This is a genomic window from Gordonia sp. CPCC 205333 (genome assembly GCF_048537885.1).
GTDB lineage: Bacteria > Actinomycetota > Actinomycetes > Mycobacteriales > Mycobacteriaceae > Gordonia.
The window spans coordinates 1,072,824-1,099,548 of sequence record NZ_JBCLVI010000001.1 but is presented as its reverse complement, the minus strand read 5'-3'; the positions used below and the strand labels follow the sequence as shown (position 1 = coordinate 1,099,548).

37 protein-coding genes are annotated in these 26,725 nt (G+C 62.5%); 7 read left to right on the top strand and 30 right to left on the bottom strand.

Going from position 1 to position 26,725, the window contains the following annotated elements:
• Positions 1–38 precede the first annotated feature (38 nt).
• The 9 genes from AAFP29_RS05070 to AAFP29_RS05030 form a co-directional block, all read right to left on the bottom strand.
• Positions 39–1,583, bottom strand: coding sequence for an amino acid permease (locus tag AAFP29_RS05070; protein ID WP_419216212.1), 1,545 nt, complete (start codon positions 1,581–1,583; stop codon positions 39–41).
• 219 nt (positions 1,584–1,802) lie between these two features.
• A complete protein-coding gene (locus tag AAFP29_RS05065; RefSeq protein ID WP_419216211.1) occupies positions 1,803–2,723 on the bottom strand; it encodes a cation diffusion facilitator family transporter in 921 nt (306 codons plus the stop codon).
• Positions 2,724–2,835: 112 nt separating this feature from the next.
• Positions 2,836–3,129: a WXG100 family type VII secretion target gene (locus tag AAFP29_RS05060; protein ID WP_419216210.1), complete on the bottom strand. Its 294-nt coding sequence runs from the start codon at positions 3,127–3,129 to the stop codon at positions 2,836–2,838.
• Between the two features lie 22 nt (positions 3,130–3,151).
• A complete protein-coding gene (locus AAFP29_RS05055) occupies positions 3,152–3,466 on the bottom strand; it encodes a WXG100 family type VII secretion target (RefSeq protein ID WP_419216209.1) in 315 nt (104 codons plus the stop codon).
• Positions 3,467–3,510: 44 nt separating this feature from the next.
• Entirely contained in the window at positions 3,511–4,848 is a 1,338-nt protein-coding gene (locus AAFP29_RS05050; RefSeq protein WP_419216208.1) for a hypothetical protein, read from the bottom strand.
• On the bottom strand, positions 4,848–5,153 hold the full coding sequence (locus AAFP29_RS05045) for a type VII secretion target (protein ID WP_419216207.1): 306 nt from the start codon (positions 5,151–5,153) through the stop codon (positions 4,848–4,850). The genes AAFP29_RS05050 and AAFP29_RS05045 overlap by 1 nt, the downstream gene beginning before the upstream one ends.
• 1 nt (position 5,154) lies before the next feature.
• Positions 5,155–5,481, bottom strand: coding sequence for a YbaB/EbfC family DNA-binding protein (locus AAFP29_RS05040; protein WP_419216206.1), 327 nt, complete (start codon positions 5,479–5,481; stop codon positions 5,155–5,157).
• Between the two features lie 21 nt (positions 5,482–5,502).
• The gene (locus AAFP29_RS05035; RefSeq protein WP_419216205.1) at positions 5,503–5,823 is read right to left on the bottom strand and encodes a hypothetical protein; all 321 of its coding nucleotides are present in this window, start codon (positions 5,821–5,823) and stop codon (positions 5,503–5,505) included.
• Between the two features lie 89 nt (positions 5,824–5,912).
• Positions 5,913–7,712, bottom strand: a complete 1,800-nt coding sequence (locus AAFP29_RS05030; protein ID WP_419216342.1) for a long-chain-acyl-CoA synthetase — start codon at positions 7,710–7,712, stop codon at positions 5,913–5,915.
• Positions 7,713–7,923: 211 nt separating this feature from the next.
• Between AAFP29_RS05030 and AAFP29_RS05025 the strand changes: the two genes are divergently transcribed.
• A complete protein-coding gene (locus AAFP29_RS05025) occupies positions 7,924–9,195 on the top strand; it encodes an AAA family ATPase (protein WP_419216203.1) in 1,272 nt (423 codons plus the stop codon).
• Here AAFP29_RS05025 and AAFP29_RS05020 read toward each other — a convergent pair.
• A complete protein-coding gene (locus tag AAFP29_RS05020; protein WP_419216202.1) occupies positions 9,145–9,816 on the bottom strand; it encodes a DedA family protein in 672 nt (223 codons plus the stop codon). The two genes, AAFP29_RS05025 and AAFP29_RS05020, sit on opposite strands and share 51 nt — an antisense overlap.
• A 155-nt stretch (positions 9,817–9,971) precedes the next feature.
• Between AAFP29_RS05020 and AAFP29_RS05015 the strand changes: the two genes are divergently transcribed.
• Positions 9,972–10,985, top strand: a complete 1,014-nt coding sequence (locus AAFP29_RS05015) for an alpha/beta fold hydrolase (protein WP_419216201.1) — start codon at positions 9,972–9,974, stop codon at positions 10,983–10,985.
• A 37-nt stretch (positions 10,986–11,022) separates the two neighbouring features.
• The gene (locus AAFP29_RS05010) at positions 11,023–11,607 is read left to right on the top strand and encodes an NINE protein (RefSeq protein WP_419216200.1); all 585 of its coding nucleotides are present in this window, start codon (positions 11,023–11,025) and stop codon (positions 11,605–11,607) included.
• 16 nt (positions 11,608–11,623) lie between these two features.
• Here the strand turns inward: AAFP29_RS05010 and truA are convergent, their stop codons facing one another.
• Positions 11,624–12,457, bottom strand: a complete 834-nt coding sequence (truA, locus tag AAFP29_RS05005) for a tRNA pseudouridine(38-40) synthase TruA (protein ID WP_419216199.1) — start codon at positions 12,455–12,457, stop codon at positions 11,624–11,626.
• 125 nt (positions 12,458–12,582) lie between these two features.
• Here truA and AAFP29_RS05000 point away from each other — a divergent pair, with 125 nt between their 5' ends.
• Positions 12,583–12,876, top strand: coding sequence for a response regulator transcription factor (locus tag AAFP29_RS05000; protein WP_419216198.1), 294 nt, complete (start codon positions 12,583–12,585; stop codon positions 12,874–12,876).
• Positions 12,877–12,919: 43 nt separating this feature from the next.
• Here AAFP29_RS05000 and rplQ read toward each other — a convergent pair whose 3' ends face one another.
• From rplQ to AAFP29_RS04960, 8 genes are all read right to left on the bottom strand, one after another.
• Positions 12,920–13,678: a 50S ribosomal protein L17 gene (gene rplQ, locus AAFP29_RS04995; protein WP_419216197.1), complete on the bottom strand. Its 759-nt coding sequence runs from the start codon at positions 13,676–13,678 to the stop codon at positions 12,920–12,922.
• Positions 13,679–13,758: 80 nt separating this feature from the next.
• Positions 13,759–14,811 (bottom strand): DNA-directed RNA polymerase subunit alpha, encoded by a 1,053-nt coding sequence (locus AAFP29_RS04990; RefSeq protein ID WP_419216196.1) that lies wholly within the window; start codon positions 14,809–14,811, stop codon positions 13,759–13,761.
• A gap of 82 nt (positions 14,812–14,893) precedes the next feature.
• Positions 14,894–15,499: a 30S ribosomal protein S4 gene (rpsD, locus tag AAFP29_RS04985; RefSeq protein ID WP_419216195.1), complete on the bottom strand. Its 606-nt coding sequence runs from the start codon at positions 15,497–15,499 to the stop codon at positions 14,894–14,896.
• Positions 15,500–15,522: 23 nt separating this feature from the next.
• Entirely contained in the window at positions 15,523–15,930 is a 408-nt protein-coding gene (gene rpsK / locus AAFP29_RS04980; RefSeq protein WP_007319244.1) for a 30S ribosomal protein S11, read from the bottom strand.
• Positions 15,930–16,298: a 30S ribosomal protein S13 gene (rpsM, locus tag AAFP29_RS04975; protein WP_419216194.1), complete on the bottom strand. Its 369-nt coding sequence runs from the start codon at positions 16,296–16,298 to the stop codon at positions 15,930–15,932. Before rpsM ends, rpsK begins: the two co-directional genes overlap by 1 nt.
• Before the next feature lie 177 nt (positions 16,299–16,475).
• Positions 16,476–16,589, bottom strand: a complete 114-nt coding sequence (rpmJ, locus tag AAFP29_RS04970) for a 50S ribosomal protein L36 (protein WP_005207978.1) — start codon at positions 16,587–16,589, stop codon at positions 16,476–16,478.
• Positions 16,590–16,686: 97 nt separating this feature from the next.
• Positions 16,687–16,908 (bottom strand): translation initiation factor IF-1, encoded by a 222-nt coding sequence (gene infA, locus AAFP29_RS04965; RefSeq protein ID WP_007616247.1) that lies wholly within the window; start codon positions 16,906–16,908, stop codon positions 16,687–16,689.
• Between the two features lie 148 nt (positions 16,909–17,056).
• Entirely contained in the window at positions 17,057–17,338 is a 282-nt protein-coding gene (locus AAFP29_RS04960) for a hypothetical protein (RefSeq protein WP_419216193.1), read from the bottom strand.
• A 122-nt stretch (positions 17,339–17,460) separates the two neighbouring features.
• Between AAFP29_RS04960 and AAFP29_RS04955 the strand changes: the two genes are divergently transcribed.
• Together AAFP29_RS04955 and AAFP29_RS04950 are read left to right on the top strand one after the other, a co-directional pair.
• Positions 17,461–17,844 carry a phage holin family protein gene (locus AAFP29_RS04955; protein ID WP_419216192.1) on the top strand — a complete coding sequence of 128 codons (384 nt, stop codon included), beginning with the start codon at positions 17,461–17,463 and terminating at the stop codon, positions 17,842–17,844.
• Between the two features lie 34 nt (positions 17,845–17,878).
• Positions 17,879–18,640 carry an SIMPL domain-containing protein gene (locus AAFP29_RS04950; RefSeq protein ID WP_419216191.1) on the top strand — a complete coding sequence of 254 codons (762 nt, stop codon included), beginning with the start codon at positions 17,879–17,881 and terminating at the stop codon, positions 18,638–18,640.
• Between the two features lie 75 nt (positions 18,641–18,715).
• Here AAFP29_RS04950 and AAFP29_RS04945 read toward each other — a convergent pair whose 3' ends face one another.
• Positions 18,716–19,561, bottom strand: a complete 846-nt coding sequence (locus AAFP29_RS04945) for an LLM class F420-dependent oxidoreductase (RefSeq protein WP_419216189.1) — start codon at positions 19,559–19,561, stop codon at positions 18,716–18,718.
• Between the two features lie 56 nt (positions 19,562–19,617).
• Here AAFP29_RS04945 and dtd point away from each other — a divergent pair, with 56 nt between their 5' ends.
• Positions 19,618–20,076 (top strand): D-aminoacyl-tRNA deacylase, encoded by a 459-nt coding sequence (gene dtd / locus AAFP29_RS04940; RefSeq protein ID WP_419216188.1) that lies wholly within the window; start codon positions 19,618–19,620, stop codon positions 20,074–20,076.
• Here dtd and AAFP29_RS04935 read toward each other — a convergent pair whose 3' ends face one another.
• The 10 genes from AAFP29_RS04935 to rpsH all read right to left on the bottom strand — a co-directional run bounded on the left by AAFP29_RS04935 (position 20,077) and on the right by rpsH (position 26,480).
• Positions 20,077–20,859, bottom strand: a complete 783-nt coding sequence (locus AAFP29_RS04935) for a TetR/AcrR family transcriptional regulator (RefSeq protein WP_419216187.1) — start codon at positions 20,857–20,859, stop codon at positions 20,077–20,079.
• Positions 20,856–21,650 carry a type I methionyl aminopeptidase gene (map, locus tag AAFP29_RS04930; RefSeq protein WP_419216186.1) on the bottom strand — a complete coding sequence of 265 codons (795 nt, stop codon included), beginning with the start codon at positions 21,648–21,650 and terminating at the stop codon, positions 20,856–20,858. Before map ends, AAFP29_RS04935 begins: the two co-directional genes overlap by 4 nt.
• A gap of 14 nt (positions 21,651–21,664) precedes the next feature.
• Positions 21,665–22,216, bottom strand: coding sequence for an adenylate kinase (locus AAFP29_RS04925; RefSeq protein WP_419216185.1), 552 nt, complete (start codon positions 22,214–22,216; stop codon positions 21,665–21,667).
• Positions 22,213–23,547: a preprotein translocase subunit SecY gene (secY, locus tag AAFP29_RS04920; protein WP_419216184.1), complete on the bottom strand. Its 1,335-nt coding sequence runs from the start codon at positions 23,545–23,547 to the stop codon at positions 22,213–22,215. Before secY ends, AAFP29_RS04925 begins: the two co-directional genes overlap by 4 nt.
• A gap of 251 nt (positions 23,548–23,798) precedes the next feature.
• Complete coding sequence (gene rplO, locus AAFP29_RS04915; RefSeq protein WP_419216182.1) at positions 23,799–24,239, bottom strand: 50S ribosomal protein L15; 441 nt, start codon at positions 24,237–24,239, stop codon at positions 23,799–23,801.
• 3 nt (positions 24,240–24,242) lie between these two features.
• Positions 24,243–24,422, bottom strand: coding sequence for a 50S ribosomal protein L30 (gene rpmD / locus AAFP29_RS04910; RefSeq protein WP_419216181.1), 180 nt, complete (start codon positions 24,420–24,422; stop codon positions 24,243–24,245).
• Positions 24,422–25,078, bottom strand: coding sequence for a 30S ribosomal protein S5 (gene rpsE, locus AAFP29_RS04905; protein WP_419216180.1), 657 nt, complete (start codon positions 25,076–25,078; stop codon positions 24,422–24,424). The genes rpmD and rpsE overlap by 1 nt, the downstream gene beginning before the upstream one ends.
• Before the next feature lie 46 nt (positions 25,079–25,124).
• Positions 25,125–25,526, bottom strand: a complete 402-nt coding sequence (rplR, locus tag AAFP29_RS04900; protein ID WP_419216179.1) for a 50S ribosomal protein L18 — start codon at positions 25,524–25,526, stop codon at positions 25,125–25,127.
• A 3-nt stretch (positions 25,527–25,529) separates the two neighbouring features.
• Positions 25,530–26,066, bottom strand: a complete 537-nt coding sequence (gene rplF / locus AAFP29_RS04895) for a 50S ribosomal protein L6 (RefSeq protein WP_419216178.1) — start codon at positions 26,064–26,066, stop codon at positions 25,530–25,532.
• A 15-nt stretch (positions 26,067–26,081) separates the two neighbouring features.
• Positions 26,082–26,480 (bottom strand): 30S ribosomal protein S8, encoded by a 399-nt coding sequence (rpsH, locus tag AAFP29_RS04890; RefSeq protein WP_419216177.1) that lies wholly within the window; start codon positions 26,478–26,480, stop codon positions 26,082–26,084.
• Positions 26,481–26,725 lie beyond the last annotated feature (245 nt).

Genomic DNA, 26,725 nt, shown 5'->3' with positions numbered 1-26,725 from the left:
TGACCATCCGAACGGGATGAGATCACCACATGGCGCGGCTACTCGGTCTTGTCGAGGGAGGTCGCTTTCTTGTCGCTGTCCCAACTCGGCATCTCACCACGCGCACGCTTGCCGACGACGGAATGCCGCATGCCGTACAAGTAGTAGACGACGACACCGATGGCCATCCAGACCAGGAATCGAACCCAAGTCAACGCGGTGAGATTGAGCATCAACCACAGGCAGGAAATAATCGCTAGAACCGGCAACACCGGCCCACCCGGAACCTTGAATCCGCGTTGCAGATCCGGCCTGGTCTTACGCAACACGATGACGCCGGCGGCCACGACAACGAACGCGAATAGCGTTCCCACGTTGACCATTTCCTCCAATTTGTTGATTGGGAAGAAGCCTGCCACCACCGCGACCACAACCGCGATGATGACCGTCAGACGTGCCGGTGTACCGAATCGGTCACTGGTCTTGGCAAGGGGGCGGGGCAACAATCCGTCGCGGCACATCGCGAACAGCACACGCGACTGGCCGAGCATCAACACCATCACCACCGTTGTGAGGCCGGCAAGTGCGCCGACGGCGATGATCTTCTCCGCCCAGGTCACCCCATTCATTTCGAAGACGTCGGCGAGATTCTTGTGATTCGAAGTGCCATCCGCATTCGTCGTCGTCTTCAGCTGGGTGTAGCTGGCCATACCGGTGACAACGACCGTCACCAAGACGTAGAGGACAGTCACGATCGCCAGCGAGCCGAGGATGCCGCGCGGCACGTCCTTGCGAGGGAACCTCGTCTCCTCCGCCGTGGTTGCCACCACGTCGAAGCCGATGAACGCGAAGAACACAATCGATGCCGCAGCCAACACGCCGTACCAGCCATAGCTGGTGTCACCGCCACCGGTAATCAACGAAAACAGCGATGAGTCAATCGGTTTCGCGTCGCTGGCGGCCTTCTCCGCCGCCGGGACGACCGGCGTGAAGTTCGCTGCCTTGATGTAGAAGAACCCGACGATAATGACCATCACCACGACCGCGACCTTGATCGCGGTGATCGTCGCACTGAACCAGGCGGCGATCTTGGTGCCCAACACCAGCAGGATGGCTACCACGGCGACAATGAAGACAGCGCCCCAGTCGAAGGTGACCCCGCCTCCCACTCTGACAACCGCGTCGTCGAAGCCGAAGACATTGCCCAGATAGCTCGACCATCCTTTCGCCACCACGGCGGCACCGACGGCGAATTCGAGGATCAGATCCCAGCCGAGGATCCACGCGAGAAATTCACCAAAGGTGGCGTAGCCGAAGGTATATGCCGATCCCGCGACCGGAACCGTGGACGCGAACTCGGCGTAGCACAGAGCGGCGAGCGCGCAGGCGACCGCGGCCATCACGAAAGCCAGCGAGATCGCGGGGCCAGCCTTGTCACCGGCTGTCGAGACGGTGACGGTGAAGATGCCAGCACCAATCACCACCGATACACCGAATACCGTCAAGTCCCAGGCGCCAAGACTCTTGCGTAAGCGGTGGCCCGGCTCGTCTGTGTCGGCCATCGATTGTTCGACGGACTTGGTGCGCGTCAACGGGTTTGTCATCAAACCTCCCAGATTGTTCTCGAGCGGGCCGGAGGTGACCGACCGGGCAGGGTGTCGCCACCATGTGCCGGGTGACGCCTTCGCAAACGGTAGCGAAACAAACGAGATTTAGAGCGGCAAATGGCGCGATCGACCGCGGCGTGTCACACCGACGGACGCTGCCCACGATCTATGACGGCATCGCTGAGTGGAATAGTGTCCGGAGCGACACTCTAGGTGCTACACGCCTCGGTCGATGTCGGGCTCCAGATAGATGACTCGAGCTTGCGGAACTGCCTCGCGGATTCGAGATTCCGCGTCGTCGATAGCTGCTGCGATGTGGAGGGCGTCCGAACCCGACGGGATAGCGATCTTCGCGGCCACCAGCAGTTCGTCCGGACCGAGGTACTGCGACTTGAGATGGATGACGCGTTCTACGCCAGCTGCGGACTCCAGCGCCCCGACGATCGCCGTCTCCTCCGCTTCGGTGGCACCTTCGCCGATCAGCAGGCTCTTCATCTCGACAATCAGCACGATCGCAATGATGCCGAGCAGCACGCCGATGGCGACCGTACCGACGCCATCCCAGACCGCGTTGTCAGTGATCACCGTCAGTCCCACGCCGCCCAGGGCCAGAACGAGACCGATCAGCGCGCCAGTGTCTTCGAGTAAGACGACAGGGAGTTCCGGCGTGCGGGAATTTCGGATGAATTGCCACCAGGTCGCGTCACCCTTGAGCGGCTTCGACTCGCGGTACGCGGTCGCGAAACTATAGGACTCCAGGCCGATCGCCACTACCAGAATGACCACCGCGACCTGCGGCGACGTCAGCGCGTGGTCGTCGGCGTGGGTGATCTTCTCATAACCCTCATAGAGCGCGAATAGTGAGCCGAGGGTGAACAACACCAAGGCGACGACGAACGAGTAGAAGTAGCGAGCGCGTCCGTAGCCGAATGGATGCAACTTGTCAGCCGCCTTAGCCGCACGGTTCTGGCCGAGTAGCAGTAGCCCCTGATTCGACGTATCTGCGACCGAATGGACTCCTTCGGCCAGCATCGACGACGACCCGGTAATAGCGAAGCCGACGAATTTCGCCGCGGCGATACCCGCATTGGCGAGTAATGCCGCGACGATGGCCTTCTTGGATCCTTCAGCCGACACGAATATCTCCTTAGCTCCGCACCAAAATCGGCTCTCACTCTATGTGAGTGAGAGCCGACGGGCGCGGGGTAGTCGACGAATCCGACAAACCCCGCGCCGCCAATGACCAGAGCTACACCGCGAAGTTGCGAGCTACCGACAGGTCGGTGGAACTCATATTGGTCGACGCGTTATGCACTGCGGTCTTGAGACTGGTCAGATTGCCGCGCGCCTCGGCGAAAACCCGATCCCAGGTCGCCTGTGCCTGCTGATAGCTGGTCGCACCCTGCGCCGACTGCCAGTTCTCACCGAGCGCGGTGACCTGCCGCTTGAGGTCGGCTGCCAATGTCTCCAACCGCTGAAACTGGCCGCCGAGGTCGGTGGTGAGTCGTTCGAGTGACGCGAAATCGTATTTGATGAGGGTCATTGCGATGTCCTTTCCGGGTGGTTCACAGGTTGAGGTTGCCGACGCCGCCGAAGCCCGACGCGCCCTGGTCGTCCTGGTCGCCGTAATTGCCGAACGATGACGCGAGTTTGACCTTGATGTCGTCGAGCGCCAGTTGGAGTTTGGTCGCCGACGAGTTCCAGTCGGCCTGGGTGGTGTCGAAAGCTGACGATGCGCGCCCCTTCCACATCGACACCGCCTCGGTCGACGAGGTCTGAATGGAGCGGATGACCTGCTGCATCTCGTCGACGATGCCGGCCACCGATTTGGTAGTGGACAGGCCGGTTGAGACGTCGAGGTTGAGTCCCTGGGTGGGCATGAGTGTTTCCTCCTTCATCGCGGTCGGGCGGCGCCCGGCCAGGTTTACAGTCGCAGCGAAGAGTCGAATCGGATATCGACCAGACTGAGATCGATATCCGCCGACACCGGTTGAGACATGTCGTAACCGAGAACGGCTGGCACGGGGTCGGTTTCGGCCGCGCCGAGCAGACGCACGCCGTTCGCCTGACTGATCAGGTGGTCCGAGACTGGCGCGCTGGTCGCCGAGCCGGATCGGAAACCCGATGCGGCCATCGGCGCCATCACGCCCGGCATCGCCGATGCTGTCGGCGCGGCGGCGCGCACCGGAGTCGGAGTTGTTGCGACAGAGGCTGGTTCGGTGACGATGGCAGCAGTCGACGGACGTGCCGACAGCGGAGCGGATGGTACCGCACCCGCCGATAGCTGTCCCGTGCCGCCGATCCCAGCCGGATGAGTAGACGCAGGCGACTTGTCGTCGGAACATCTATTCTCGTTATCCCCCTTAGTCTTTGGCCGGTCCGCCTCGTCGCCGGCCTTGGTCGGCGTCGACTTCTTTCGGGCCGGGGATCCCGTAGTCGACGTTACTGAGCTGACGAGTTGGGTGAGCGTGCCAGTCACCGACTTCATCGGAGTTCCGACTGCGTCGAGTAAATTGGCCGCGATGGCGAACGGGGACGTGCTGCCGGTACTCGCCGGCGTACCCGATATCTTGACCGGAGCGCCATTGGCTCCCATATGCGTTGTGGGGCCTAGCAATTGGGCACGTGTCGCGGCGACCGCCGCGGCCCCCTCGGCGAGCCCGGTCGTGAGGAAGCCCAGCGCCATCCCCTGACCGATGGGCGTTGTGATCAGCGGCAGCGTAGAAACCAACAGACCCACCGTCTTCACGACTATGCCCTGCATGGTCGCCAGCCCGGCCGCGACGATGGTCGCCGCCACGCCGATATCGATCGACATTCCGCTCCCCTGCGTCGCCACGGCGGTGGTCTCTGCTCCAGTCTTGACTGTTTTGGCGGTTGCCGAGGTGGCTGCTGTCCCCGACCACAGGCCATCGAGGGCCCGCAATGCCGCCGATCCCATCGACAGCGACGATTCCAGCATCTGCGAGAGCGAGCTGAGAACCTTGCTCGGATCTACCGGCGCCGCAGACAGATTCCCGGTGCCAAAGCTGTTCAACAGGTCCGTCAGCGGCTTGAGGATGAGGTCCAGATTCAGCGGCGGCAGACTCGGCAAGCCATCGATCGACGGCAGCGTTGGCAACGACGGCAGCGGCGGCAACCGCAGTCCCGCCAGAACGTCGGATACCGGGGTATCCAGAATCTTTCCTAGCGGTGTGGCGTCGACGAGCTGCCCGATAGTGAGGTGGGTGTCTGCCGGAACAGCGATCGCACACTTAGTCATCAGAGCGCACCTATCCCCACCGCACCGGCGGCGTCGGCGGAGCGGTAGTCGGTGGAACCAGCTAGCGCGGTCGCCGCAGTACCAGCGTGAACCGCCGCGAGACTGCCTATCGAGAACAAGTGATTCGCCTGTGCACCAATGAATTCAGCGAGAAACTCCTGGCCGATCAACCCGAATACACCGATCATCGCGGTGGTATTCGCGGCAGCATTGACCGCTCCGGCCGACGCCACCAGCGCGGCGGTTGATGCGGTCGCCGTCGCGTACCCCTGCAACGCTTCGGGGGAAATAGTGAGTGTGTCCATGTCAGTTCCTCCGGTCGGATTGTGTTGTCGGGCAGGAGACCAGGTCGGCGAACTGCTCGACGAAGTCCGTGGTGATCACCGCGCGCTCGGCTAGCGCTCGACGGGCCGCGATAGTTGCGGTCTCGACGATCACTCGGGCCAGGCCTGCCCCGCCGAGCTGGGACGCGGTCGGCGAAATCCTCAGTCCGACAAGTCCTCCCGCACCGTCAACCTCAACCCACACCCGACTATCGTCGGACTCCTCAACAGTGCGGACCGCGCCGATACTCTCCTGCACGCTATGCAGAGCCTCCAATTGACGGTGTGCTCGCGCTTCGAGCTCGTCCATCGCCCACCCCATTGCCGTCGCCTACAACTTCGCAAGGTCGGCGGCGCGCTCGGCGCCGGCAAGTTCATCGACCGTCGGCAATCCGGCCACCGCCAGCGCGTCGGCGTCGAATCCGGTGTGGCTCAGCTCTTCCCGCAATCGAACACCGGCGACGAGAGCGGCCTGGCGGCACAGTTGAAGAATCTGCATCGCCAGGCGGTCCGGGTCGCGGCGCAACTCGGCATCGTCAATGACAATCGACGTCGGCAGCCCCGCCGGGGTGGCGGTGACCGCGATGGCACCCGATCGCGATCGTGCGCACGACGGCGCGGTCGCGGCATCGAAGACTGACCTGTTGTCCATGCATCCCCCTCGGTAAGCACCTCATCGGTGATCTGTACCTACTTGGACGCAGCGGCGCGGAGTTTGGTTCCACCCAAGTTTTCCCCCGGTCAGGCCCGAACGTACCCTCCGTCAGCCAGGGTGAAGATCTGGTCGTCCCCGGCAGCGCGATATCCCTGTTTCCGTAATTCTGTCCGTACATTTTTGAAGGTCGAGGTGTGCGCCAGCTCGGCGACGACGCGCAGGTACAGCGGAACCGCGTAGTGCGGCAGGCGTTCTCGTGCCGCCGCCGCGAGGCCGACCGGGTCGAAGTCGTCGTCGACGACGATGGCGGCCATCCCGGCCCGACCGTCGGCGCCGGCAACCTCCACCCCGTACACCACCGACGCGGAGATACCCGGAACCGCGTTGAGCGCCGCCTCAACCTCGGTGGTGGCGACGTTCTCACCCTTCCACCGAAAAGTGTCACCCAACCGATCGACAAAGGCGATATGCCGAAAACCCTGCTCGGCCACCAGATCTCCGGTGTTGAAGTACGCGTCGCCCGCTTTGAACGCGTCGCGCACGATTTTTGTCTCGGTGGCCTTCGGGTCGGTGTAGCCGTCGATCCGGGCGCGGTCGTTGATCTGACCGAGCAGCAAACCCGGAGTTCCCTTGGGTACCTTGATGACTCGCCCCCTGCTGTCGCGTACCGGCTGCCCGGTCTCCTCGTCGGCCTTGACTACCGAATACTGCAGCGGACAGAAGCCGGCCGTCTTGGACTGTCCGAAGATATTGATGAACCCGATATTCGACTCACTGGCGGCGTAGAGCTCGACGATCCGCGAAATACCGAAACGCCGCGCGAACTCATCCCAGATCTCTGGACGTAAACCGTTGCCGGCGACCAACCGCACCCGATGCGCCCGGTCGGTGGATTTGGGCGGCTGCGCCAGCAAGTAGCGACAGAGCTCACCGATGTAACAGAAGGCCGTCGCGTCATTGGCGATCACGTCATCCCAGAATCGGGACGCCGAGAACTTCTTGCCGATAGCCAGACATGCCCCCGCGGTGAGCGCGGCCGAGATAGAGATCGTCAACGCGTTGTTGTGATAGAAGGGCAGCGCCACGTACATCGTGTCATCCGCGCGCAGTCGGATTCCGGCGCCGCCGATACCGGCCATCGCGGCCTGCCAGCGAGAATGGCTCATGATGCTGGCTTTGGGCCACCCAGTGGTGCCGGAGGTGAAGATGTAATAGGCCGGGCTGCCCGCGGTGAGCGTGCGGGTGATTGCCGGGTTGGCGTTTACCATTCCGTCCCGAGCGACGAGATCATCTGCGGCGGTATCGAGTTCGGCAAAGGACAGCCCGGTCACCTTCGCCGATTCTGGGTCGATGCCGGCCAGACCGGCCGCGGTGTCGTCGTCGTGTAGGACCAGAATGGTCGCTGCGGCGCCAGCCTGATTCGCCCCGGCGAGCAATCCGAAACTATGACTCAGCGCATCACCGGGCTGGTTGTAGTTGACTATTCCCGCGACCGCACCAAGTTTCACGACGGCGAGCATGGCGATCACCACTTCGGGACTGTTATGCGCTGAGATGGCCACGACATCGCCGCGTCGAACACCCTGCGACGTCAGCACAGCAGACCAGCGGTTCGCTCGGCGATTACATTCGCCATAGGTCCAGCTAGCCTCGGCGGTCCGCAAAAACGGCCGTTCCGGATGAGCTGCGGCTGCCTTCTCGAAGGCAAACCCGATGGTCCACTTTCGGTCCGGGTTGTGGTTCGCCATCACCGGCAACTGTCGAGCGATCATGGGCAGGTCATGGCGCATCTCCCAGATACCGCGAATCATCGACGAAAGTGTGATGCGGTGAGCCGATGACTGCCCTGCGTCGGCGGTGGGTGCGAGTGCTGCTGTGTTGCTTATCACGCCTCGTAGTACACCCCATCAAACCTCGGGTGGGAATAGCTTCTCGGAACAAATTTTGTAATTTGTTCCAAAGTCCATTGCAGGGTGACCCAGTGTCGCTCGCATAACCGACCTCGACAGGCCTGCCTGTCGGATGGAACCGCTAGACTCGCATTCGCCCAGGCGGGTCTGCGACCTGCCGAGACTCGAACCGTGTTCAGGGGGAATCGTGAGCAACGACGATCACACCAACGCTCCAGGCCCGGCGCCTGTTGCCGACGCATCGCTGCCACCTTGGCTGCAGGGTTCCAACGCGCAGCCCGCACCCCCGACCGGCGCGCAGCCACCAGTCACACAGCCACCGGTTGACGCGCCGCCGGTACCGCCCACCCAGTATTCCGCGCCTCTCCCGCCGCAGCAGGTTGGGCCGCCGCAGTTCGCCCCACAGCAGCCAGACCCTGGCCAGTTCGCCCCACCGCCGGGCCAGTTCACTCCCGGCCCGCAACAGCCCGGCCCGCAGCAGTTCGCCCCCGGCCCCGGGTACGGACCCCCGGTGCAACAACCGCCGCTGGCCGCTCCGCCCAATCTCGACGACGCGACATTGCTCCGGAAGGCCCGCAAGGCGCCCGGACACGGCTGGCGACGCACCATACACCGGATAACCGGTGGTCGGGTGAATCCCGGTGAGTCACAGACTGAGATCAACCATCAGCACCTAGTTGACCGTGTCAATCGCCCGGTTCGGGGCGACTACCGTATCGCGGTCCTGTCGCTTAAAGGCGGTGTTGGCAAGACCACCACCACCGTCGGCCTCGGATCGACATTCGCCTCATTGCGCGGCGATCGGGTGATCGCCGTCGACGCCAATCCCGACCTCGGAACTTTGGGCCAACGCGTACCCCAGCAAACCAATTCTACGGTGCGCGACCTACTCGCAGATGAAGCCGTTCACCGGTACTCCGATGTGCGGGCACATACCTCTCAGGCGCCGAGCCGGCTCGAAGTGCTTGCCTCCGAACGAGATCCGGCAATGGCCGAAGCGTTCAACGAGCAGGAATACCAAGGCGTGATGGAGATCCTTCAACGCTTTTACAACATCATCATCACTGACTGTGGAACCGGCCTGAGCCATTCCGCGATGCGAGGCGTACTCAACTCCGCGAACGCGATCGTGTTGGTCAGTTCCCCTGCACTTGACGGCGCACGAAGTGCGAGCGCCACCTTGGACTGGCTTGAGGCCCACGGTTATGGACATCTGGTGCCGCGATCGGTGTTGGTGCTCAGTTCGTCGCGCCCGGGATCATCGACCATCGACACCGAGCAACTCGCCGCGCACTTCCTGTCCCGCTGCCGCGCGGTTCAGTCCATTCCGTTCGACGATCACCTGGCCGAAGGCTCCGACGTCGATTTGGAACTCGTCGGCAAGTCGGCGCGCAACGCCCTATTGGAGTTAGCCGCGGTCATCGCCGACGACTTCGGCGGGCCGGTCCGCCAGTTCTAGCGAGGCGGCGTGCGCTTCGCGGCGTAGCGCACGCCAACGACGGATCAAGTGGAACGCGACCGGAATCACAATCGTGCCAACCGAAGCCAAGATCAACACGTCCAAGTGATCGCGAATCAGCGCAACCTGCCCGAGGAAGTACCCGAGCAGGATGATCCCCCCGGCCCAGGTGAAACTTCCCAATGCGCTGAAGAGGGTGAACGTGCGATGCGCCATTCCGGTGAATCCGGCCACCGGCGGTGTCAACGTTCGTACCACTCCGATGAATCGGGCGAAGAATACGGTGAGTGGTCCGTACCGCTCGAAATAGCGGTGAGTCTTTTCCAACGGTTCGGGCCCTATCAACCTCATTAGTCGGCCCTGCAACATGCCCCGCCCCAGTCGGCGACCGATGAAGTAGCCGCATTGATCGCCCAGCGCGGCCGACACCGACACCAGGACACACGCGAGCCATAACGGAGTGAACGGATCCGGCGATGCGATCAGCACTCCGGCTGTGAACAGCACCGAGTCCCCGGGAAAGATGAACCCGACAAGCAGCCCGGTCTCGATGAAAATCAGCACGCATAGGGCGATCAGGCCACCGGTGGCCAGGAAGTCGTTGATCTCGAATGGATTCATCAATTTCCAGCGTAACCATGCCCATGCTGCGTTAACACTGTGCAACTCGGCGCGCGCCCAGTCGGCATCTGCGGTTAACTCAGCTACAACCAGATGGTCGTCGCCCTGTCATTCTTCTCGTGATCGGGCCCACATCTATAGAGAACCGGAGAGACGTGATCGAGCCAGAAATCCGCGTGGAGTACCGAACCGTGCACGGTTACCGGCGCGCGTATCGCATAGCGGGTAGTGGCCCGGCGTTGGTCCTGATCCACGGTATCGGCGACAACTCGTCCACCTGGGATCAGATCATCGGGCTCCTCGCACGCGACTACACCGTGATCGCTCCCGATCTGCTCGGACACGGACAGTCGGACAAGCCACGCGCCGATTATTCGGTGGCGGCGTTCGCCAACGGAGTTCGCGACCTGCTGTCGGTCCTGGGATACGAGCGGGTCACCGTCGTCGGGCATTCACTCGGCGGGGGCGTTGCGATGCAGTTCTGCTACCAATTCCCACGGATGGTGTCACGCCTGGTGCTCGTCGCAGCCGGAGGCGTGACCCGCGACGTGTCGCCCGCGCTCCGCGCCGCGTCGTTGCCATTCGCTCCACAGATGTTGAGCCTGCTGCGTATCCCCGGTGCCCTTCCCCTGGTGGATCGGATTGCGCGACTCGCCGCGGCGACCCCGGCGATCACGCGCTTTCCCAGCTACTCGCCGTCATATCACTTCGGCGATCATCCCGACCTGATTCGCATCCTGTCCGGACTGACCGATTCATCCGCGCGCGCCGCCTTTCAGCGGACGCTGCGGTCAGTGGTCGACTGGCGGGGACAGATCGTCACAATGCTCGACCGCAGTTATCTCACCGCGCAATTGCCGGTGCTGATCATCTGGGGCGACGACGACGCCGTGATCCCCTATGAGCACGCACTGCTCGCGCATGCCGCCATTGGCCATTCCCGGCTCGAAACATTCAGCGGCAGTGGACATTTCCCATTCCGCGATGACCCGAGGCGGTTCGCCGATCTGATCGTCGAATTTGTGTCATCGACGCCGACTACACCGTTCGACGCGGTCGCGTGGCGCCGACTGCTCGCAGATGGCAGACAGTCGACAAAACTAGCCGGCGATGTCAACACCGTCGATGCCGTATTGGAAGTGTTCGAAGCCGAGCGGAGCGCGACATAGCAACCACCCGAACACCGACATATGAGACCATCGAGGTATGACGACTCCCGATTCGAACGACCAACCGTCGATCGACTTCAGTAAGCCCGACACCGGGGCAACGCCGGACTACAGCCAATCCGCCGGCGGCCAATCGCCCTACGGACAGTCGTTCACTCCCCCGCCGGCAACCGATCCGCAGACCTATGGTCAACAGCCGGGTTATGGCGCGCAACCCGGGTACGGTCAGCAGCAACCCGGGTACGGTCAGCAACCCGCCGGATCTCCCTACGGCGGACAGCCTTATGGGCAGCAACCGGCCTATAGCGGTTACCCCGGCGCCGATCAGATGGCACCGTTCGGACGCGATCCGTACACCGGCGAACCACTGTCGGATAAGTCGAAGGTCGCCGCCGGGCTTCTGCAGATCTTCCTCGGCGGATTCGGCGTCGGCCGGTTCTATATCGGCGACAACAAGATCGGCGGCATCATGCTGGGGCTCACCATCTTCGGCTGGATCACGTCGATCCTCATCGTCGGCATCTTTATCGTGATCGGCGTCGGCATCTGGGCACTGGTCGACGGGATCATGATGCTCACCGGAAGCGTGAAAGACACCCAGGGACGCAAGCTCCGCAACTAGCTGGCTCTACTACACGCTAGGAACAGCAGCCCGACGACGGGGACCGCACATCCCTGGTCACCTCGTTACGCGCGGCCAATTCCGATTCGTCCGGGTAGTCGACACCGACCAGGCATAACCCCCTGGCCTGTGCCACCGGAACCTGGGCGCTGCGGGAACGTTCGGTCAACAGATCGGCGCACCACTGCACGGTTCGCCGGGTATCCCCGACCGATGCGACCGCGCCCACGAGCGAACGCACCATCGACCAGCAGAACGCATCCGCACTCACCGTGCCGATCAGCACGCCGTCGGGATCACGCTCCCAGGAGAAGCGCTGCAGATCCCGGATGGTGGTCGCGCCTTCTCTGCGACGACAGAACGCGGCGAAGTCGTTGAGCCCCAACAACTTCTGCGATGCGGCGTTCATCGCCCCGACGTCGAGGACTCGGTTCCATTCGGCTGTCGTGCGCGCCAACATCGGCTCCGCACCGAAACGCGCGTCGGTCAACCGGTACACATAGTGGCGACGCAGCGCCGAGAAACGTGCATCGAAGTCATCACTCACCCGCGTCGCGGTCTTGACCCGGACGTCGTCAGGCAGCATCCTGGCTAGCCGCCGAACGAGATTGGCAGGGTCGCCACCGATCGAGCGGGTATCGAATGCGCCGTCGGCGGCGTCGAAATGGGCAACCTGCCCCGTCGCATGGACGCCAGCGTCGGTACGCCCGGCGACGGTCAGCCGAACCGGGATCCGCAATACCGTCGAAAGACGGTCCTCCAGGACCTCGCATACCGTGCGTTGGCCGGGCTGCCGCGCCCAGCCCGCGAAGTCGGTTCCGTCGTAGCCGACGTCGATACGGATGCGCACGAGGACCTTTCAGATGTGAGAGAGCTATCGGTCCACCGGACCTACCGTAGTCAGCCTATCTGCCGCAGCCGAAGGGGCACTTCGATATCCAGGTAGCGTCCGACAAGAACCGCCGGTGCACGCATATGCAGGGGCCACCGGTCCACCCGCGCTATTGCCACCCGGATCTCTGGATAGTGCTCGACATCGAGGGATGCCGCCGAGCGCATTTCCCGGCGCGTGTTGCCGGTCGTGATACCCGTCGCCAACAATCTGAGTTCGCCGCAACCAATCAAGAGATCGCGACGCGACTATTCCTGTCGGTGCGGACCGTGGAATCGCATGTCCGCAATATCCTCACCAGACTCGACCTGACCCGACGCGCAGAGGTGGCGTTGTGGCTACAGACTTACGAAAACAACACAGCCCGCCATCGGTAACCGATGGCGGGCTGTATCCGAGAGTTGATCTCAGTGGGCCTTACTACTTGGCCTCGTCACGCTGTGACGGCGGCAGCTGGTAACCAGCGGCCTCGGCGTCAGCCTCGGTCGCGAACCAGATCTCAGCGACGGTGCTGTCGAAGAACCGGGTGCCGGGACGGTGGTACAGCTTGGACTGCGCGTTGCCCTTGATCGGGAAGCCCTCGGGCTCACTGTCATCGTCGAGCGGTGCGTGCGAACCGGCCGGCGCGTCAGTATCAACGAGCTCGGTGGCCGCTGCGGCCGACGACTCGTCGGTGACACCTTCGGCGACAGCGTCCGCGTTGGCGACCGCTGCGTCGTCGGCATCTGCCTCGACGTCGGCGACGACATTGTCGGCTGCCTTGGCCTGAGCCTTCTTCGATGCGGCCGCACGGGTGGCACGGCTGGCCTCCGACGACGCGGTCGACTCGGTGACCAGCTCGATCACTGCCATCGGGGCGTTATCGCCCTTACGTGGCAGCGTCTTGATGATGCGGGTATAGCCGCCCGGACGATCCGTGAACGACGGACCGATCTCGGCGAACAGGACGTGCACGACGTCCTTGTCACGGATGCTCTTGAGCACCTCGCGACGGTTGGCCAGCTTGCCGACCTTCGCGTGGGTGATGAGCTTCTCGGCGTAGGGGCGCAGGCGCTTGGCCTTGGCTTCGGTGGTGGTGATGCGGCCATGCTCGAAGAGCGCGGTGGCGAGGTTCGCCAGAATCGCCTTCTGGTGGCTGGCCGACCCGCCGAGGCGGCGACCCTTGGTGGGCTTGGGCATTGTGTTCTCCGTTAGTCCTGATGTCTTGGAGGTGATCGCCCGGCCCAGTCGTGGGCCGGACGATCAGGTGATGGTCTCTACTACAGCTGCTCGGTCTCGGCGAAGTCTTCGCCACCGTCGGCGTCGAGCTGCGCGTCATCGCTCCAGGTGCCGGTGGCCGGGTCATAACCGGCGACCTGCGACGGATCGAAGCTGGCCGGGCTGTCCTTGAGGGACAGACCCAGTCCGTGCAGCTTGACCTTGACCTCGTCGATCGACTTCTGACCGAAGTTACGAATATCGAGAAGGTCGGATTCGGTCCGGGCAACGAGCTCACCCACGGTGTGCACACCCTCGCGCTTGAGGCAGTTGTAGCTGCGCACGGTCAGCTCCAGGTCCTCGATCGGCAGACTGAACGACGCGATGTGGTCAGCCTCGGCCGGCGACGGCCCAATCTCGATACCCTCGGCCTCGACGTTGAGCTCGCGTGCCAGACCGAACAGCTCGACCAGGGTCTTGCCCGCCGACGCCAGGGCGTCACGAGCGGTGATCGAGTTCTTGGTCTCCACGTCGAGCACCAGACGATCGAAGTCGGTGCGCTGCTCCACACGAGTGGCCTCGACCTTGTAGGTCACCTTCAGGACCGGCGAGTAGATCGAGTCGACCGGAATCCGGCCGATCTCGGCACCGCTGGCCTTGTTCTGTACGGCCGGCACATAGCCGCGGCCACGCTCGACGACGAGCTCGATTTCGAGCTTGCCCTTGTCGTTCAGGGTCGCGATATGCAGGTCGGGGTTGTGCACCGTGACACCGGCCGGCGGCACGATATCAGCACCGGTGACCGCACCCGGTCCCTGCTTGCGGACGTACATGGTGACCGGCTCGTCCTCTTCCGAACTCACCACGAGGCCCTTGAGGTTCAGGATGATGTCGGTGACATCTTCCTTCACGCCAGGGACAGTGGTGAATTCGTGCAGAACACCATCGATGCGGATGCTGGTAACCGCTGCGCCCGGAATGGACGACAGCAGCGTGCGCCGCAGCGAGTTGCCCAAGGTGTAGCCGAAGCCGGGCTCGAGGGGTTCGATGACGAACTTCGAGCGATCATCGGCCAATACCTCTTCGGACAGAGTTGGTCGCTGTGAAATGAGCATTGTGTTGCTTCTCCTTGTGGACGACCGCTATTTGACGCCCTAGAAGTGGACCGATCGGCGGTTGCCGAGCGGCGATGAGTTCTTACTTCGAGTAGAACTCGACGATCAGCTGTTCGGTCAGCGGAACCTCGATCTGAGCGCGCTCGGGCACCTGGTGCACGAGAATGCGCAGCGTCGAGGGAACCACCTGCAGCCAAGCCGGAATCGGACGATCGCCGACGAGCTCCTTGGCGATCTGGAACGGCGTGGTGGCCAGCGACTTCGGCCGAACATCAATGATGTCGTACTGGCTGACGCGGTAGCTGGGCACATCGACCTTCACACCGTTAACGGTGAAGTGGCCGTGGCTGACCATCTGGCGGGACTGACGACGGGTACGGGCCAGGCCGGCACGGTAGACGACATTGTCCAGACGGGTCTCGAGGATTTTCAGCAACTCGTCACCGGTCTTGCCGGTGCGACGGTTGGCTTCCTCGTAGTAGCGGCGGAACTGCTTTTCCATGATGCCGTAGGTGAAGCGAGCCTTCTGCTTCTCCTGCAGCTGGAGCAGGTATTCGCTCTCCTTGATCCGCGCGCGGCCGTGCTGGCCCGGCGGGTAGGGACGACGTTCGAACGCCTGATCTCCGCCGACGAGGTCGACGCGCAGACGACGAGACTTCTTAGTTGCTGGTCCGGTATAACGAGCCATTTTCTGTCTTCCTTACCTTCCCGCTAGACCCGGCGCCGCTTGGGCGGGCGGCAACCGTTGTGCGGCTGCGGGGTGACGTCAGAGATGGTGCCGACTTCGAGTCCGGCGGCCTGCAGCGAACGGATCGCGGTCTCACGACCCGAACCCGGTCCCTTGACGAATACATCGACCTTCTTGACGCCGTGTTCCTGCGCCTTACGGGCAGCGTTCTCGGCGGCGAGCTGTGCGGCGAACGGGGTGCTCTTACGCGATCCCTTGAAGCCGACGTGGCCCGAGGAGGCCCAGCTGATCACGTTGCCGTTGGGCTCGGTGATCGAAACGATGGTGTTGTTGAACGTCGACTTGATATGCGCGTGGCCGTGCGGAACGTTCTTTTTATCGCGACGGCGAGTGCCCTTCTTGGGGCCTGCGCTACGTGACTTCGGAGGCATTACTTCTTCTTCCCGGCGATGGTCTTCTTCGGGCCCTTACGAGTACGGGCATTGGTCTTGGTGCGCTGACCGCGAACGGGCAGGCCACGACGGTGGCGCAGACCCTGGTAGCAGCCGATCTCGATCTTGCGACGGATGTCGGCCTGAACCTCGCGACGCAGGTCACCTTCGACCTTCACCGAGGCTTCGATGTATTCACGCAGCTTGGAAACGTCTGCGTCGGTCAGATCCTTGGCGCGCAGGTCGGCCGAAAGACCGGTGCCCGCCAAGATTTCCTTGGAGGTGGTACGACCAACTCCATAGATGTAGGTAAGTGCGATCTCCAACCGCTTTTCGCGGGGAAGATCCACACCAGCAACACGTGCCATGTGGGTATTTCCTTAACTTTTCAGAGGTCTGCTCCCAGTCCGCCCTGTTTGCTTTCAGGCTCCGGCCTCTGGTCCGAAGGTAGGCGGTGACCCGTATGTCACCGCTGGTGCTGGAAGTTTCATTTCGATATTCAGTTGTGGTGCTAGATACTCAAGCGACCTTGTGAAAGGCGCTGATCAGCCCTGACGCTGCTTGTGACGCAGGTTCTCGCAGATCACCATGACCCGACCGTTGCGGCGGATCACCTTGCACTTCTCACAGATCGGCTTGACGCTCGGCTGGACCTTCACGTCAGCTTCTCCTGTTGTCCCACTCGACGCCGGGACACGACTTGTGCCAAGCGCCGAGATTTTTTATTGCCCCTGGCGGACGCCAGGAAGTCCGAAACTACTTGTAGCGGTATACGATCCGACCGCGTGCGAGGTCATAGGGCGACAGCTCGACGACGACGCGATCCTCGGGCAGGATGCGGATGTAGTGCTGCCGCATCTTCCCGCTGATGTGGGCGAGAACCTTGTGGCCGTTCTCTAGCTCAATGCGGAACATCGCATTGGGCAGAGGTTCGACTACACGTCCCTCAACCTCGATGGCCCCGTCTTTCTTCGCCATATCCTCCGCGATCCCGGCTCCACGACGTCGTGCGTTGTGGTAGCCAATTACTGGTGGTTCGTTACCTGTCGATACATGCGGCCACCGAAGATCGCGACTGCTTACTCACGCGCGAAAACCGGCACGCTGCGCGCACCAACGATCAATATTACGCCACGCGCGCGGCTGGTCCAAATGAGCTCAAACGTTCACCCCGTATCGCGCGGCCATCCCCGAGACTGTCGAATCGATCCCCCAGCACGCGGAATCGCCAGACGCCGGCCGGCTCGGCTTGTCGTTTGGTGTCCGCGGCCACGAAAAGGCCGAGCACGACGATGGCGAGTGGACCAGCCAATCCCCATCCGATTAGCGAAATCCAGTCCTGCGTGATCGCGCCGACGATCGCGGCCACCAACCCGACCAGCGCGATTCCCGTGGCGCCGAACAGCATGCCGCACGACCGCCCGGCACGCCAATACCACTTGCCCCCCAAGTCGACCCTCCGGCTTACCCCGGCGGCACCCCTGGCGCGGCCCCGACATCGTCACGTCCGTTCATGGCAGTATCTCCGGTATGGGTCCATTTCTGATTCGCACCGTTCTCACCGGCTTCGCCCTGTGGATCGCGTCTCTCATCGTTCCCGGAATCGACTTCGTCGGGGCTGACAACAATTGGCAGCAAGCTGGCATCATCTTCTTCGTCGCGTTGATCTTCGGGCTCGTCAACGCAGTGATCAAGCCGTTGGTACAGATCATCGCGATACCGCTGTACGTGTTGACCGTCGGCCTGATTCATATTGTCATCAACGCATTCATGCTCGAGATCACGGCGTGGATCACCGACAACACCACTCATTGGGGCCTGCAGGTCGACGATTTCTTCTGGTCGGCGATCTTCGGCGCACTCGTCATCTCTCTCGTCAGTTGGGCTCTGTCCATCCTGACCTCCAAGGAATAGACCCGCTGTATTACTGGACTCGAAAGGTTCATCGATGACATCTTCTGTCGCTTCGTTCGCCCGCAAGAGCTGGTCTCGACGATTGACTGCGGCCTGCGGAGCGTTGGTTCTCATCGGTGGCGTCGCGGCCTGCGGCAGTGACACCCAGGTCGATCAGGCCCGCAGCATCACCGTCGTCGGCAACGGCAAGGTGACCGGAACCCCCGACACTCTCAAGGCCGACGTCGGGATCGAGGCAGAGGGCGACGATGTGTCATCGGCGCTGAACCAGGCGAGTGAGAAGGTCCGCAAGGTCACCGACGCCGTCGTCGCGGCGGGCGCGGAACGCAAAGATGTGTCAACCCAGAATGTGTCGTTGAGTCCGCAGTACGCGGCCCCGGTTCCCGGCGGTACGTCGCAGATCTCCGGATATCAGGCGTCGAATTCGCTGCGCATCACCATCGGCGACATCGCGAAGGCATCGGCAGTCCTGGCCGCGGCGGCGAATGCCGGCGGCAACAACACCCGAATTTCGAATGTGTCCTTCTCCATCGACGACGACTCCGACCTGATGCGGCAAGCCCGCGAAGCGGCATTCAAAGACGCACGTTCGCGCGCTGGACAATATGCCGACCTCGCCGACGACTCGTTGGGTAAGGTCCTGACGATTACCGAGGCGACGTCGGGGCAGGATCAGTCGGCCAAGAACTTAGACACCATGTACCGCTCCGAGGGCGTCTCCGCCGCTCCGGTGCCGGTCGAACCCGGCCAGCAGACGCTGACCTTCACGGTGACGGTGAAATACCAGCTGGACTAGCGATCAGGTTCCTGGAAATGTCCCTTGACGCAAGCAGGCGCCATATCGCCATCTGCTCGCCCTGAGGGGACATTTTCAGTTGAGAATCGCTGCGAGTTCGACGCTCGGATCCTTCGAGCCGAGTACCTGAATGGCAACGTGATCAGCGCCGGCCACCAGGTGCTCGTCAAGCTGGCGATGCACCGCTTGCGCGTCACCGTGTGCGACAAGCGCGTCGATCAGTTGATCGCTTCCGCCGTCGGCGATGTCGGCGTCGGTATAGCCCAACCGCTTGAGGTTGCTGACGTAATTGCGCAGGTGCAGATAGGGCTGATCGACCGGCGGACGTCCAACCGCACGGGCGGCTACCGGATCACTATCCACAACCACTTTGTGTTCGGGAGCCAGCAATACCCCGTTACCGACGGTCTCCCGCGCGATCTTCGTATGCGCTGGCGGCGTGAGATACGGGTGCGCGCCCAATGAACGGTCGGCAGAAAGCCGCAGCATCCGCGGGCCGAGCGCCGCCAGCAATCGGCGGTGCACCGGCACCCCGGCCTCGTCGAGTACGTCGAGATACCGGCTGACCGAGTCATATGGCGACGAGTAATCCGCATTGGCCTCGGGATGCCCCGCCCCGATGCCGAGGAAGAAGCGCCCCGGAAAATCCGCTTCCAACGCGACCCACTCGTCACCGATCGCACGTGCATCGGTGTTCCAGATATTCACGATGCCGGTGGCGACGGTGATCGTCGACGACGCGGCGAGCACATCGCGGATCGGCTTGAGGTGTTTGGGCGACCCGCCGAGCCAGATAGTGCCCAGACCTTGCTCCTCCAGCCGTGCCACCTGATCGGCGGGGAACTGCTTGAACCACCCCCATGCGCCATAGGTTCCGAATCGCTTGATTGCTTCTACACGCACATCTGTGTCTGGGCTCATAGTCCTAGCCAACCGCGCCGACCGCGCGACTATTCCGCTCTGGCATCGTTGATCTCATGCGAGCGGTTCTACAACGAGTCAGCCAGGCATCGGTCAGCGTCGATGGGCACATCGTCGGCGAGCTCCAATTAGATTCCGCTGCACAGGGTTTGGTCGCCTTGATCGGCGTAACTCACGACGACACGGCAGCCGACGCCGCCTGGCTCGCCGATAAGATCTGGCAATTGCGTATCCTCGACGGCCTCGACGGCGGCCAACAATCCGCCGCCGACCGCGGCGCTCCGATCCTCGTCATCAGCCAGTTCACGCTCTACGCCAGCACCGCCAAAGGACGGCGCCCGTCGTGGAACGCTGCGGCCCCTGGGCCGGTGGCCGAACCACTCGTCGATGCCGTCGTCGATGCACTGCGCGGCGCGGGTGCGACCGTCGCGACCGGCACCTTCGGTGCCCACATGCACGTGGATCTAGTCAACGACGGACCGGTGACGATCGTGCTGGACTCACCGCCGCGATGACTACTCGGGCAGCCAGTCCGCGATGGGTTCGATCATGAATTCGACGACGCCCAACAAGGTAAGCGCCGCGAAATGCCAGTTCACCGGTTCGCCGTCGATGCCGGGATAGATGACGGGCGCGCTCACGATATCGGGCGTGGTGAAACTGCGACGCGTCATTCCCTCGACCACTGACGCGGACGCGATCGCGAGTTGCCGTTCGGAGAATCCATCGCGCACACGAAAACCCATGAGCGGTAAGAACATTTTGTAAAATTGCGCGACCCGCTCGGGGTAGTAAACTTCCGAATCAGTGAGCGCTTTAGCAATCTTCTCGCGCTGCGCATCATCGAATGTGGGTAGCGCCGCGACCAGCGCGGTAACCGTCCGATACGTCAGAGATTCGTTGAGCGCCTGGAAGTTTCGCTCCCCCGCGACTCGAATTGCCTCGGCGAGAACCGCGTGACGGCCACCCCGTGTAGTCAGTCGTTCAACGTTGTCGCTGACAACCTCGGCGGCCAGTCGCAAGGTCTCGACGTCGAAGGCCTTGGCCTGCGCGGGGCCCGGCTCGACCAACGCGATCATCAGCTCGACGTAGAAGTCTTCCTTGGTATCCCATTCGCGGTACACCGAACTGCGCGGTACACCCGCGAGCCTGATGATTTCTTCCATGTTCAGATGAGACAGACCGACGGTGAGTCCATTGTCGCCGACCATCTCCAGGGCGGCATCCAACATGCGCCGACGCAGCTCCTCGACGGTGATCTGTCGCCGTTTGACCGATGCTTCGGTTCCGTCGGTCATGGGCGCGCCGTCAGAATCCGCGGTCCGTCAGCGGTTACCGCGACCGTGTGCTCCCAGTGCGCCGCGCGCGACCCGTCGTCGGTGACTACGGTCCAGTTGTCGTCAAGTTCGGATGTCTCGGTGGTACCGAGCGTGAGCATCGGCTCGATCGCCAGCGTCGACCCGATCACCAGCCGAGGGCCGCGGTTGGGTTTGCCCTCATTCGGCAAGAACGGCTCCATATGCATTTCCTGTCCGATGCCATGACCGCCGAATCCGGCGACGATTCCGAACGGCCGGTCGAATTTCTTTTCCGCGTTGCGAGTGGCGACTTCGATCGCGTGGGAGATATCGGTGAGCCGCCCGCCGTCGATCATGGTGGCGATTCCCGCCTCCATAGTCAGGCGCGTCGCCTCATTCAGATCGGCGTCGGCTGCCGATAATTTACCTACGCCGAAACTCCATGCCGAGTCACCGTGCCAGCCGTCGAGGATCGCGCCACAGTCGATGGACACCAGGTCACCCGTTGCCAGCTTGACGTCGGCTCGCGGAATGCCATGCACCACAACGTCATTCACCGACGAACAGATCGACCCGGGAAAGCCGTGGTAACCCTTGAACGACGGCACAGCACCTGCCGAGCGGATCACTTCCTCGGCGATCGCATCAAGATCGAGCGTACTTACACCGGGTTTGGCGGCCTCGCGCACCGCGACCAGCGCGGCACCGACAATGGCGCCCGCCGCCGCCATGGCGTCGAGTTCACCCGCCGATCGGAACGGCACCTGTTTGTTACGGCCGCGAAAGCCCATCGAATATCCGCCGGCTACTTGGCGACGCCGAGTGAACCCAACACGCGCTGATGCACCTCGTCGACCGCGCCGATGGCGTCGATCGTGGTGACCTCGTCGCCGTAGTACTCCAGCAATGGCGCGGTCTCACTCGCGTACACAGACAGGCGGTTGCGGATGACCTGCTCGCTATCGTCGGCGCGGCCACGCGCGAGCATCCGCTCGACAACGACGTCCGAGTCGACGACGAAAGACAACACTGCGTCGAGCGCGGTGTCGAGATCAGCGAGGATCTCCTTGAGCGCGTCAGCCTGCCCGGTTGAACGCGGGAAGCCGTCGAGGATGAAACCTTTGGCGGCATCCGGTTCGGCCAGACGCGCACGCACCATGTCGACGGTGATCTGCGACGGCACTAGATCGCCCGCGTCGAGGTAACGCTTGGCTTCGATACCGACTGGGGTGCCCTGCGAGATGTTGGCACGAAACAGATCTCCGGTGGAGATATGCGGGATGCCGAGCGACTCTGACAGCAATTCTGCTTGAGTGCCTTTACCGGCTCCGGGGGGTCCCAGGATAACGAGTCTCACTTAAGAAATCCTTCGTACTTACGCTGCATCAACTGGCTATTGACTTGCTTAACGGAATCGAGCGCAACGACCACCATGATCAGCACGGCGGTACCGCCGAACGGCATGTTCTGGACGCCCGAGTTGCCGATCTCCAGGAATAGGTTAGGCAACACAGCGATGATACCGAGATAGATCGAGCCCGGAAGAGTGATACGCGAAAGCACATAGCCGAGGTAGTCAGCGGTCGGCTGACCGGGGCGAATACCCGGAATGAAGCCACCGTACTTCTTCATGTCGTCGGCGCGTTCCTCCGGATTGAAGGTGACCGCGACATAGAAGTAAGTGAAGAAGATGATCATCGCGAAGTACACGACGATGTAGACCCAGTTGCCAGGGTCAGTCAGGTAATTGCTGATGAACTTCTGCCAGCCGGATTGCTCGCCGTCCGTCGAACCGCCGGTCAGCTGCAGAATCAACTGCGGCAGGTACAGCAGTGACGACGCGAAGATCACTGGGATCACGCCGGCTTGGTTGACCTTCAACGGGAGGTACGTGGACGAGCCGCCGTACATCTTGCGGCCGACCATCCGCTTGGCGTACTGCACCGGGATACGACGCTGACCCTGCTCGATGAAGACGACGCCAGCGAGGATGACTAGCGCCGCAAACAGCACCAGGACGAACCGAAGTGTGCCCGAGTCGAGGATGGTCTTGCCCTCAGCGGGAATACGAGCCGCGATACCCGAGAAGATCAGCAGCGACATACCGTTGCCGATACCGCGCTCGGTGATCAGCTCGCCGAACCACATGACCAGGCAGGCACCCGCGACCATGACGATCACGATGATCGACAGGGCGAAGATGGAGTGGTCAGAGACGATGGCGGTCGGGTCGCAGTTGGGGCCCTGGCCACCTTGTAGTAGGTCGCCACGCGCCGCCAGTGCCACGATGCCGGTGGCCTGCAGGATCGCGAGGCCGACGGTCAGATAACGCGTGTACTGCGTCATCTTGGCCTGGCCGGACTGGCCTTCCTTGCGCAACTGCTCGAAGCGCGGAATCACCACGGTAAGCAACTGCACGATGATGCTGGCGGTGATGTACGGCATGATGCCGATCGCGAACACCGAAAGCTGCAATAGCGCGCCACCGGAGAACATATTGATCAGCGAGTAGATGTCAGCCGAACTGCCCTTACTGACCTCGGTCAGACACGCGTCGACGACGCGATAGTCAACACCAGGCGATGGCAGTGTCGCGCCCAGGCGATACAGCACCAAGATGCCGATGACGAAGAAAATCTTCTTCCTCAGATCGGGCGTGCGAAAGGCCGCGATGAGGGGCGAGAGCACTAATTCCTCCTAGGCTGCGTCGGCGTCGCGTCTGGTAATGACGCTCCACCGCCGACGGCTGACAACAAGTTCTTCTCGGGACGAGACTGCCCGCGAATTGACTAGCGGGCAGTACCCCGTCCCCCGCTAGGTCTAGCGGCAACGCTTGAAACTCTAACAGCACACGAAAAGACAAACCGTCGGGCGACAGACACACGGTCCTGACCTGCGAAGCAGGCAAGTCCCCGTACTGTCGCCCGACGGCGGTACAACTACAGTTCGGTGACGCTGCCGCCGGCCGCGGTGATCTTTTCCTTGGCCGAACCGGTGAACTTGTTGGCGGTGATATTCAGAGCCACCGACAGTTCACCGTCGCCGAGCACCTTGACGAGACGGTTCTTGCGGACCGCGCCCTTGGCGACGAGTTCTTCGACGCCGATGGTGCCACCGGTCGGGAACAGCTCGGCGAGATCGCCGACGTTGACGACCTGGTACTCGACCCGGTTGCGATTGGTGAAGCCCTTGAGCTTAGGCAGACGCATGTGGATCGGCATCTGCCCGCCCTCGAAGCCGGCAGGCACATTCTTACGCGCCTTGGTGCCCTTGGTGCCGCGACCCGCGGTCTTACCCTTGGAACCCTCACCGCGACCCACGCGGGTCTTCTCGGTCTTCGACCCCGGAGCGGGGCGAAGGTGGTGAAGTTTGATGGTCATTGCTTAAACCTCTTCGACTGTCACGAGGTGGCGCACCACGTTGATGAGGCCGCGGTTGGCCGGGGTGTCCTCGCGGGTGACCGACTTGCGGATGCCACGAAGGCCAAGGGTCCGCAGGCTGTCACGCTGGTTGCTCTTGGTACCGATGGTGCCCTTGATCTGGGTGATCTTCAGCTCTGCCATCATTTAGCTCCCTGACTCAGTGCGCGTGCGCGCAGCATGCCCGCAGGTGCGACATCTTCGATCGGCAGCCCGCGGCGTGCGGCGACCTCTTCGGGACGCTGCAACTGCTTGAGTGCTGCCACCGTGGCGTGGACGACGTTGATCGCGTTATCCGAGCCGAGGCTCTTGGCGAGGACGTCATGGACGCCCGCGCACTCCAACACGGCACGCACCGCGCCACCGGCGATAACACCGGTACCGGGGCTGGCCGGACGCAGCATCACGACGCCGGCCGCTGCCTCACCCTGAACCGGGTGGGTAACGGTGCTGCCGATCAGCGGAACGCGGAAGAAGTTCTTGCGAGCCTCTTCGACACCCTTCTGGATCGCCGCGGGAACTTCCTTGGCCTTGCCGTATCCGACGCCGACCAGACCCTGGCCGTCACCGACGACGACGAGGGCGGTGAAGGAGAACCGACGTCCACCCTTGACGACCTTGGACACGCGGTTGATCGCGACGACGCGCTCAAGCTGGTTGCGATCCTGATCGCGACCGTTGTTGCGGTCGTCACGACGACCGCGACCGCCGCCACGACGGTCGTTGCCGCCGCCCGCATTGTTGTTGTTGTTGTTATCTCCGGCGGGTCCGTTCCCGCCGTCACGCTGACGTCCGGGCATCAGAGGACTCCTCCGGTTTTGGTGGTGAAAGTTGCGAACATGCTCATCAGAAGTCGAGCCCTCCCTCGCGGGCGGCATCGGCCAGCGCCGCGATACGACCGTGGTAGTCGTGACCGCCGCGGTCGAAGACCACGGTGGTGACGCCTGCGGCCTTGGCACGGGCTGCGATCAGCTCGCCGACCTTCTTCGACTGTTCGGTCTTGTCGCCACCGGCTGCGCGGACGTCGGCCTCGATGGATGACGCGGCGGCCAGCGTCTTGCCGACGAGATCGTCGACGAGCTGCACGTGAATGTGGCGGCTGCTGCGGTTGACCACGAGGCGGGGACGCTCGGCGGTGCCGGAGACCTTCTTGCGAAGGCGGAAGTGGCGACGGCTGTTGGAGACGCGACGTCGAGTCGAGACGTCCTTGCCGACGGGCTTGCGTCGAGTTGTTGTTGTTTCAGACATTTTCTACTTACCCGTCTTTCCGACCTTGCGACGGATCTGCTCGCCTTCGTAGCGAATGCCCTTGCCCTTGTACGGGTCTGGGCGACGCAGGCGGCGGATATTCGCCGAGATCTGGCCGACTTGCTGCTTGTCGATACCCGTGACCGAGAACTTGGTTGGCGACTCGACGGCGAAGCTGATGCCGTCGGGAGCCACGATCGGAACGGGATGGCTGTAACCGAGGGCGAACTCGAGGTCCTTGCCCTTGGCCTGCACGCGGTAACCGACACCGAAGATTTCCATCTTGGTGGTGTAACCCTGGGTGACGCCGACAACGAGGTTGTTGATCAGCGAACGATTGAGCCCGTGCAGGGCGCGGTTACGACGCTCGTCGTTGGGACGAGTGACGAGGATGCTTTTCTCTTCCACGGCAACGGCTATGGGCTCGCTGACGGTCAGGCTCAATTCCCCTTTGGGGCCCTTGACCTTGACGTCCTGGCCGTCGACGGCAACGTCGACGCCGGCCGGGATTTCGATGGGATTCTTACCAATACGCGACATTTATCTACGCTTCCCCTACCAGACGTAGGCGAGGACTTCGCCGCCCACGCCTTGGTTGGCTGCCTGACGATCGGTGAGCAGACCCGAGGACGTGGAGATAATCGCCACGCCCAGGCCACCCAGCACCTTGGGCAGGTTGGTGGATTTTGCATACACCCGCAAGCCGGGCTTCGACACGCGGCGCAGACCAGCGATGCTGCGCTCACGGCTCGGGCCGTACTTGAGGGAGACGACGAGGCTCTTGCCGACTTCGGCATCCTCGGTCCGGTAATCGGTGATGTAGCCCTCGCGCTTGAGGATCTCGGCGATATTGGCCTTGATCTTCGACGCGGGCAGTTTCACCTCGTCGTGATACGCCGAGTTGGCGTTGCGCAGACGTGTCAAGAAGTCTGCGATCGGATCAGTCATGGTCATGGTTGACCGTCAACCTTTCTCGTGGCGGTTCCCATGCAGCGGTATCTTCCAGACTCTCGTCCAGATTCTCCGGTGGGCCTACTACGAAGTGGATAGTTGTTCATAAGGTTCTCGCCGCCGATGCCCTTGGCTTTTCGCCGGCACCGGAGACTATTCAGTTGTGAGCAGCCGGAGCCATCAGGGCACAGGCAACCGCTCTAGTGTAGAGAACTTGCTGCTAGATCCCAAATCGTGGTCGGGCGGGT